Origin of the sequence: Mesorhizobium intechi (genome assembly GCF_002879535.1) — a bacterium.
Taxonomy (GTDB): Bacteria; Pseudomonadota; Alphaproteobacteria; order Rhizobiales; family Rhizobiaceae; genus Mesorhizobium; species Mesorhizobium intechi.
In genome coordinates this window covers 1-7797 of record NZ_PNOT02000145.1, presented here as the reverse complement: position 1 = coordinate 7797, position 7797 = coordinate 1, and the positions used below count along the sequence as shown (strand labels likewise).

The 7797-nt window shown below is 62.3% G+C and carries 8 protein-coding genes; 2 read left to right on the top strand and 6 right to left on the bottom strand.

Annotated features, from left to right (window positions below; all coding sequences use genetic code 11):
* The first annotated feature begins 290 nt into the window (after window positions 1–290).
* Complete coding sequence (locus tag C1D09_RS12450) at window positions 291–1001, top strand: class I SAM-dependent methyltransferase (protein ID WP_143974621.1); 711 nt, start codon at window positions 291–293, stop codon at window positions 999–1001.
* A gap of 474 nt (window positions 1002–1475) precedes the next feature.
* Here the strand turns inward: C1D09_RS12450 and C1D09_RS12445 are convergent, their stop codons facing one another.
* The 6 genes from C1D09_RS12445 to C1D09_RS12420 all read right to left on the bottom strand — a co-directional run bounded on the left by C1D09_RS12445 (window position 1476) and on the right by C1D09_RS12420 (window position 7303).
* Window positions 1476–2537: an ABC transporter ATP-binding protein gene (locus tag C1D09_RS12445; protein WP_143974620.1), complete on the bottom strand. Its 1062-nt coding sequence runs from the start codon at window positions 2535–2537 to the stop codon at window positions 1476–1478.
* Window positions 2538–2573: 36 nt separating this feature from the next.
* On the bottom strand, window positions 2574–3395 hold the full coding sequence (locus C1D09_RS12440; protein ID WP_143974619.1) for a carbohydrate ABC transporter permease: 822 nt from the start codon (window positions 3393–3395) through the stop codon (window positions 2574–2576).
* The gene (locus tag C1D09_RS12435) at window positions 3396–4334 is read right to left on the bottom strand and encodes a carbohydrate ABC transporter permease (RefSeq protein ID WP_143974618.1); all 939 of its coding nucleotides are present in this window, start codon (window positions 4332–4334) and stop codon (window positions 3396–3398) included. It abuts the gene before it with no gap.
* On the bottom strand, window positions 4334–5671 hold the full coding sequence (locus C1D09_RS12430) for an extracellular solute-binding protein (RefSeq protein ID WP_143974617.1): 1338 nt from the start codon (window positions 5669–5671) through the stop codon (window positions 4334–4336). Before C1D09_RS12430 ends, C1D09_RS12435 begins: the two co-directional genes overlap by 1 nt.
* Window positions 5672–5735: 64 nt before the next feature.
* A complete protein-coding gene (locus tag C1D09_RS12425; RefSeq protein ID WP_143974616.1) occupies window positions 5736–6395 on the bottom strand; it encodes a GntR family transcriptional regulator in 660 nt (219 codons plus the stop codon).
* Between the two features lie 23 nt (window positions 6396–6418).
* Window positions 6419–7303: a dihydrodipicolinate synthase family protein gene (locus C1D09_RS12420; RefSeq protein ID WP_143974615.1), complete on the bottom strand. Its 885-nt coding sequence runs from the start codon at window positions 7301–7303 to the stop codon at window positions 6419–6421.
* A 323-nt stretch (window positions 7304–7626) separates the two neighbouring features.
* Here C1D09_RS12420 and C1D09_RS33105 point away from each other — a divergent pair, with 323 nt between their 5' ends.
* The gene (locus C1D09_RS33105) at window positions 7627–7788 is read left to right on the top strand and encodes a hypothetical protein (protein WP_167514580.1); all 162 of its coding nucleotides are present in this window, start codon (window positions 7627–7629) and stop codon (window positions 7786–7788) included.
* The last annotated feature ends 9 nt before the right edge of the window (window positions 7789–7797 follow it).

The following is a 7797-nucleotide window of genomic DNA, read 5'->3' as shown; positions in this document are numbered from 1 at the left end:
CTGACATTGCCAAGCTCCAATCCCCGGTGAAGCCTCCCGACGCCTGCCTCATTTATCGTCACGCTTGCCTGAAGCTCGACGAGGCATTTTCCAGGTCGTTTCAGGGCCGCTTGTTCGAAGCCCCGCATGGAAACCGCCAAGCACCTGAAAGCGCGGCCCGAAGGGCAACGCCACAATGCTTGCCTATAAACCGTTGCAAAAATTGCTATTCTGCGACGCAACACAAATCAGGCCCAACACCGATTCCAGATTGGGGACATTTGCGACAGGTAGGGAATAGGATTCGACCATTGACGGACCAGTCTGCAAAGAAGTTCGACAGCTCACGCGCTGCCGAATATGAAAGCCAAAGCCGGATAGCTCTCGCGGGCTATGAAGCCTGCCATGAACTCGCAGCCTGCATGTTGGCTGCTGCGCTTGGGACTGGCGGAACCCGGCGCATCCTAGTCGTCGGCGTTGGCGGCACCGCGCAGGAGGTGGTTGCAGTTTCCCGGCTCGAACCGACCTGGAGATTCATTGGGGTTGATCCTTCGGAGCCGATGCTGGCGCTTGCCGGGGACCGTCTCAAAGCCCAGGGGCTTAACGACAGGGCAGAACTGCATCTAGGCACACTGGACACGCTTGCAGGCGGCGAGGCGTTTGACGCCGCCATGATGCTCGGCGTGTTGCATCATCTGCCGGGCAACGATGCAAAGAGCGGAATCTTGAAAGCCATCGCAAATCGGATCGCGCCGGGCGCTCCGCTGATCCTTGCCGGGAACCGATATGCCTACGCCAGTAAACCCCTACTCCTGGCGGCATGGGGGGAACGCTGGCGGATGCACGGTGCGACAAGCGAGCAAGTAAAGGCGAAGCTCGGCAAAATCCTACAAGGTGCCGACCCACCCCACTCCCAAGAGGCGGTGTTTGATCTGCTTGACAGCGCTGGTTTCGAGCGGGCCGAGAGTTTCTTTTCGAGCCTGTTTTGGGGTGCGTGGATCGCGTGGCGGAAGCCGCTTTAATGTCGCACAACTTCTGATTTTTTGACGCGTCGGCTGGCCGGTTGAGTTGCACGGCAATTCCTGCCGCGGAACTCCCTCGCAAATGTCGGAGTTTCGCGACCGACTTTTGCGACCTTGCACAATGGGCTTCTGGTGCGTCAGAGCCAGCATCAAGCCGAACCCGGCGTGGCCGGCGGAGCCAACCGTATCAGCGCCGAAACGACGACGAAGGCCAGTGCGCAGCATGCCGAGCGTCGCGCCATCGATCTCGTCAGATGACTTAAAGGGAGAACAAGGTGATGTCGGCTGGAATGCCCTCGCCGGCCGAAGGGTCGTTCCTATCGCGGAAACGATCTGACGAGGGCGTCCGATTGGGGAACTAACACAACCAAGGCGGATTCGTGAGGCGACTTGGAGTTCAGTACCCAGCGAAACGCGAGGTAAGGATACGATCTCCACTGGAGAAATCCCGCAGTGGCTCGCGGGCGGCCGCAATCAGATGCGCCGACCGGTCTTGGCGTCGAACAGATGCGCCGAGGCGCGGTCAACCTCGATCGGCACGTCTTCGCCCTGCTTCAGCGCGAGCCGCTCGCGGAAGAGACAGGAGATCGCTTCCCCGCCGCAGTCGACCGTGGCAAAGATTTCCGACCCGGTGGCCTCTAGCAGTGTCACGGTGCCGGACAGGCCGCCCTGGCCTGTCGCCCGGATATGTTCCGGGCGAATGCCATAGATCACTTCCCTTCCCGCCGCCTCGGCCGGCCGGATGCCTTCCGGCAGCGGCAGCGTCAGTCCGCCGGCGCATCGGAAGGTGCCTTCCTCGACGCGGCCGTGGATCAAGTTCATGGCCGGCGAACCGATGAAGCCGGCGACGAACAGATTGGCCGGACGGTCGTAGAGGTCGAGCGGCGCGCCGACCTGCTCGACCAAGCCGTCATGCAGCACGACGATCTTGTCGGCCATGGTCATGGCCTCGATCTGATCGTGCGTGACATAGATGGTGGTGGTGCCGAGCCGTTGATGCAGCGCCTTGATCTCGCCGCGCATCTGGACGCGCAGCTTGGCGTCGAGGTTGCTGAGCGGCTCGTCGAACAGGAAGACCTGCGGATCGCGAACGATGGCGCGCCCCATGGCGACGCGCTGCCGCTGACCACCGGAGAGCTGGCGCGGATAACGGTCGAGCAGCTTTTCCAGTCCGAGAATGTTCGCCGCGCGCTTGACCCGGCTTGCGGTGTCGGTTGGATCTGCTTTCTTGATCCTGAGCGCGAAGCCCATGTTTTCGGCCACCGTCATATGCGGGTAGAGCGCATAGTTCTGGAATACCATGGCGATGTTGCGGTCGCGCGCCCTCAGATTGTTGACGACGCGCTCGCCGATCGCGATCTTGCCGCCCGAGATCGTTTCGAGCCCGGCGATCATTCTGAGCAGCGTCGACTTTCCGCAGCCCGACGGACCGACCAGGATAACGAACTCGCCATCGGCGATATCCACGCTCACATCATGGATGATTCGAGTAGCTCCGAACGCCTTCTGCACGTTGCCGATGCTTACCGATGCCATTTAATGTCTCCACGAAAAGAGTATGACGGCGGGCGCTCAGCCGCCCTTGACCGCACCAGCGGTGAGCCCGGCGACGATCTGGCGTTGCGCGAACAGAGTCAGGACCAGCACTGGCAGCGTCACCACTAGGGCCGCGGCGGCGAGCGGACCCCAGCTCACCTGCTCATAGGAAAGCATGTTGTAGACCGCGACCGGCAATGTCCGCGTCTCGCGGCTGGCGAGCACCACGCCGAAGACGAAGTTGTTCCATGAAAAGATGATCGACAGGATGAACGCCACCACGATGCCTGGCTTGGCGATGGGCAGCGCGACCAGCCGGAACACCTGCCAGGATGAGGCGCCGTCGATGTTGGCCGCCTCTTCCAACTCCATCGGCGTTGTTTCGAAATAGCCGATCATCACCCAGACCACGATCGGCACGGTCACCACCAGATGGATGATGATCTGCGGCCACAGCGTGCCGAGGATACCCAGCCACTGGAACAGCAGGAACAGCGGGATGAGATAGGAAAGCCCGGGTGTCATGCGGGCGATCATGATGACGACCGCCGACCGTTCGGCTTTGAGCCTGGCGATGCCGTAGCCTGCCGGCACGCCGATCAGCAGGGCCAACAGCGTAGCCGTGCCGGTGACCAGAACCGAATTCCACATATAAAGCAGGAAGTCGTTCTCCTGGAACACCATGGCATAGTTTGACCAGGCGAAGTGCTCGGGGATCAGGATCGGCGGGTAGGCTCCGTTGTCGATCTCAAATTTCAGCGACAGCGAGATCATCCAGAGGAAGAACAGGATCGCCGGTGACACCAGCACCAGCGCCGCGAAGAAAAGACCGACCTTGTTAAGCAGCCGTGAACTCATCTATCTGCCCTCCGCGTCGATCCATTGCGATCGCTGGCGCAGCATCAGGAGGATGAAGGACAGGGCGACGATGACGATGAAGAACACGACCGCCATGGCCGAGCCGTAGCCCATGTCGTAATAGGAAAAGGCGGTGTTGTAGAGATAGATGTTGATCGTCTCGGAGGCCGTTCCAGGCCCGCCCTGGGTCATCGCGTAGATGATGTCGAAACTCTTGAGCGCGTCGATCGTGCGGATGATGACGGCGATCATCAAAAACGGCGCGATCATCGGCAAGGTCAGGTAGCGGAACTGCTGCCAGGCATTGGCGCCGTCGATCTCCGCGCTCTCGAAGGGCTCGCGCGGCACCGACGCCAACCCGCCCAGCACGATCAGCATCACCAGCGGCGTCCATTGCCAGGTCTCTACCGCGACCAGCGAAGGGATGACCGTGTTGACGTTGAAGATCCATTCCTGCGCCGGGATGCCGACCAGCGACAGAAGGTAGTTGAGCACGCCGAGCTGCGGATGAAACATCATCGTCCACACCAGCGCCACGGCAACGGGCGTGGCCATCATCGGCATCACGAAGACGCCGCGCAGCAGGCCACGCAGAGGAAATTTCGCGTCGAAGATCAAGGCGGCGACGGTGCCCAGGAACATCGGCCCCACCACCGAAAGGAAGGTGTAGGTCAAAGTGTGCCAAAGCGATTCCCAGAACCGCGGATCTGTCGCCAGGCGCAGGTAGTTTTCCATGCCGGCAAAGCTGCGCGACTGGCCAAGGGTCCAGCTGTTGACGCTCATCCACAGCGTGAAGGCCCAGGGAAAGACGATCACGGCGCCGACGACGACGAGCGCCGGGACGACGAAAGGCCAGTAGTTGGGAGCCAGTCGGACCGGCTGGCTCCCTTCGATGCCTTGCGTCGTCACGCCTGCGCGTTCCGGGGCGATGGCGGACATCAGCCTTGCTCGCTCCTATCCAGGACCGGCTGGAACTGCTCGGTGGCTTTCTTCAGTTCGTCGGCGGGATCGGCACCGGCGATCATGTTGGTCAGCGCCACGCCATAGATGTCGCGGAATTCGGTGACCGGGATGATGACCGGCAGCGCCAGCCGGCTGATGTTGCCGGAGCCTACGACGGCATCGAGCCAGCTTGGCGGCATGGTGACGCCTTCGCGCACCTTGGGGTCTTCCAGCACCGATTTGCGGAATGGCACGCCGGCCCCGGCCTGCAGTAGGCGCGCGCCCATGGCCGGCGACACCGCCCACTGGCAGAACAGGTAAGCCGCTTCCTTCTTCGTGCTGGCGAACGTCACGCCGATACCATCGCCGAAAGTGCCGGCGGCATGCGCCTTGGGACCCTTGGGCACCACGCCGTAGCCGACCTTGCCGACCACCCGCGACTTCTGCGGATTTTCCATGGGCGGCGCAAAGCCAACGCCGTCGAACCACATTCCGATCTTGCCCTGCAGGAACGCAGACTGCGCCTCGGCCCAGTTGAAGCCGGTGACGCCGGGAGGCGCGGCCTTCGTCATCAGCCGCTGGTAGAGGCTGGCGGCCTCGACCGCCTCCGGGGAAGTGGTTCGCAGCTTGCCGTCGCTACCGAGCGGCGTCGCGTCGTAGCCGAGCATCAGCGACGTCCACACGGGCGTGTTGGCGTTCTTGAGGCCGCGGGCGGCGAAGCCGAACGTATTGCTCGACGGATCCGTCAGCGCTTCGGCGGCCGCCACCAGCTGCTCGAAGCTTTCGGGATATTTCAGCCCCTTGGCGTCGAATAACTCCTTGTTCCAGTAGAGGATCCAGTAATCGACCGAGAACGGCAACGAGCGCAGCACACCCTCGCCGTCCTTGGCGAACTGCATGCCGGCGTCGGCGAAGTCGCTTTCGACCAGCCCCGGATCGGTGAGGCCCGGATCGGCAAGATAACCGGAAATGTCAGCCAGCCAGCCGCCCTTCTCGAACTGCCGCTTCTGCACATGATAGCTCAGATGCACGACGTCGAAGCTGGGCTTGCCGGAGCTGAGCTCGATCACCGTCTTCTGGCGCTGCTGCTGCTCGGGCGTCGCCTCCGCATTGACCTTGATGCCGGTGAGTTCCTCGAACTCGGCGAGATTCTTCAGGATGGTATCGCTGCGCGGGCTCTTGACCAGATTCACGTCGAGCGTCGTGCCGGCAAAGCGCTTCCAATCGACACCTGCGGCGAAGCTGGGTCGAAGACCGGCAAGGCCTGCGGCGGCGAGGGCTGCGGTTCCCTGGAGAAGCTGCCTCCTGGTTGGGCTGAATGGATTGGACGACATTTCTTCCTCCCGGTTGCTGTCGTTGTCGATAACGCCGCATCGGTTGCGGCGCGGTTCTGCTTCCTCAAATCTGCAGCGCCAGCCGGCGCGCGTTGTCGATGTGCTGGCTGATCGCCTCGACCGCCTTCTGCGGATCGCGCTTCTCCAGCGCATCGATCACCGCAAGATGCTCGCGCATGACCGGCACGACACGGCCGTCGATGCGGAACCGCTCCTGGTGGATGAGCCGGATCTTCACCGAATTGACCAGGTAGGCTTTGGCGATGATCTCGTTGTCTAGCGCGCTGATGAACGTGTCATGCATGGCCCAGTCGATGCTCTGGGCCTTGCCTTCCATTTCCGGCGTTGCCGTCTGCGCCAGCGCCTGGTCGAGCATCTCCTGATGCTCGCGCCTGAGACGCGCAAGCTGGGCGTCGGAAGCGTTGACGGCGAACAACGCGACCGCCTCGCGCTCCATGAATAGGCGGAACTGGAAGGCCTCACGGATCAGGCTGATGTCGATATGCGCGATCTGCATTCCGCGCTGCGGAATGGTTGTCAGCAGCCCTTCCGCCTCGAGTCGCGGCACGATCTCGCGGATCGCGCCAAGCGGCAGGCCGGTGAAGGCAACCAGCTCGCGCTGCGACACGAATTGACCCGGCTTGAGATCGCGGGCCAGCAGATGCCGCGTGAAGCTTGCATAGGCCTTTTCTCTCAGGGTTGCCGGTTCGCTCGTGTCGTCCATCTCAGTGCGCTTTCCTTCGCCGGTCAGGCTGCCTTCGTCGCGAACAGCCTGTCGTAAGCGGCGCCGAGCTGCTGCCGTTCCTGCGATGTCACCGGCTCGAGCGGCGGCCGGACCGTCACCCAGCGTTCGTCGCCGGTCTGTCGTGCCACCATGGCCTTCACCGCCGGAATGACCGGATGTCCGAGCAGTTCGAGGACGAAGCTCTCCACACGGGAATCGTCGCGTCCGCTCTCGATGATGGCGCGAAGCTCGCCGGTGGCGAAATTGGCCATGCCGGAAATCGCGCCCTGACCGCCAATCCGCACCGCCGGCGCCAGATGCCGTTCGTCGCCGATCAGGATGATCAGGTCGCCATGCGCCTTGAGCAGAGCCTCGCTGTATGCCCAGTCGCCACCCGAATCCTTGACCCCGGCAACAACGCCCGGATACGCCTCGCGCAATCGGCCGATCAGGCCGAGTGACAGCCTGACCGTTGTGACCGAGGGGATATTGTAGAGCAGCATGCCGCGGGCGAGCGGACCAAGCGCGGTAAACACCGCGGCAAACCAGCCGAACAGCCCGTCGTCGCCCACATTCTTGAAATAGCTCGGCGGCGCGATAAGGATGTTGCGAGCGCAACGCTGCAAGGCGTGGCGAGACTGCTCCGCGGCATCCTCCACCGCATCGACCAGCACGCCCGCGACGAGCTGATCGGCCCGGATGCCTGCAGCTAGCATGGCATCGATCACCGCTTGCCGTTCCGCAGTGCCGACGGAAGCGCCTTCACCAGTGGTTCCAAACAGCGTCACGCTGCTGCAGCCGGCATCAAGACAAGTCCGGGCATGCGCGGTCATGAGCGGGATCGCAATCCGCCCCGCTGCGTCGAAAGGCGTTGTGAGGGCAACAGACAGACCAAAGCGCGACGCCACTGTAAAGTCTCCAATTCATCAATCTGTACGCAGCTGTACCACACTAACATGTTAGTTGTAAACCACGCTCCAGTCGGTGCCACAGGCGATCCGGCGCGGTCCGGCCGTCTCATGAATCGGCGTGGGCACAAAGCAGGGTAGCGCGTGTTCCATCGTTCGTGTCTGCATCAAGGCTCATCCGCCGAAGCGGATATCCTTGTCTCAGTTGGCGTCCTTCAGTACGCCGGCGCCAGGGTTTGAAAATCGGATGTATCGTCCAGCGACGCGCACCGAGAAGGCTGAGTGGTTGCGGTTTTCGCGCCAAACGGCATCAGCCCGTCAAGATGGCGATCATCGTGCTGGACGTTTCTCGTCCAGCGGCGGTGGCCGCGGCTCAGGCCCGGCGCGATCAGAAAATCGCAAAACGCAAAACGCAAAAAGCCGCCCCGGTTAGACCGGGACGGCTATTGGTTTATGATGAATTTGGTTGCGGGGACAGGATTTGAACCTGTGAC

Coding starts and splice junctions, on each gene's coding strand:
- C1D09_RS12435 (WP_143974618.1), bottom strand. CDS start 4,334: ATGTCCGCCATCGCCCCGGAACGCGCAGGCGTGACGACGCAAGGCATC.
- C1D09_RS33105 (WP_167514580.1), top strand. CDS start 7,627: ATGGCGATCATCGTGCTGGACGTTTCTCGTCCAGCGGCGGTGGCCGCG.
- C1D09_RS12440 (WP_143974619.1), bottom strand. CDS start 3,395: ATGAGTTCACGGCTGCTTAACAAGGTCGGTCTTTTCTTCGCGGCGCTG.
- C1D09_RS12445 (WP_143974620.1), bottom strand. CDS start 2,537: ATGGCATCGGTAAGCATCGGCAACGTGCAGAAGGCGTTCGGAGCTACT.
- C1D09_RS12430 (WP_143974617.1), bottom strand. CDS start 5,671: ATGTCGTCCAATCCATTCAGCCCAACCAGGAGGCAGCTTCTCCAGGGA.
- C1D09_RS12425 (WP_143974616.1), bottom strand. CDS start 6,395: ATGGACGACACGAGCGAACCGGCAACCCTGAGAGAAAAGGCCTATGCA.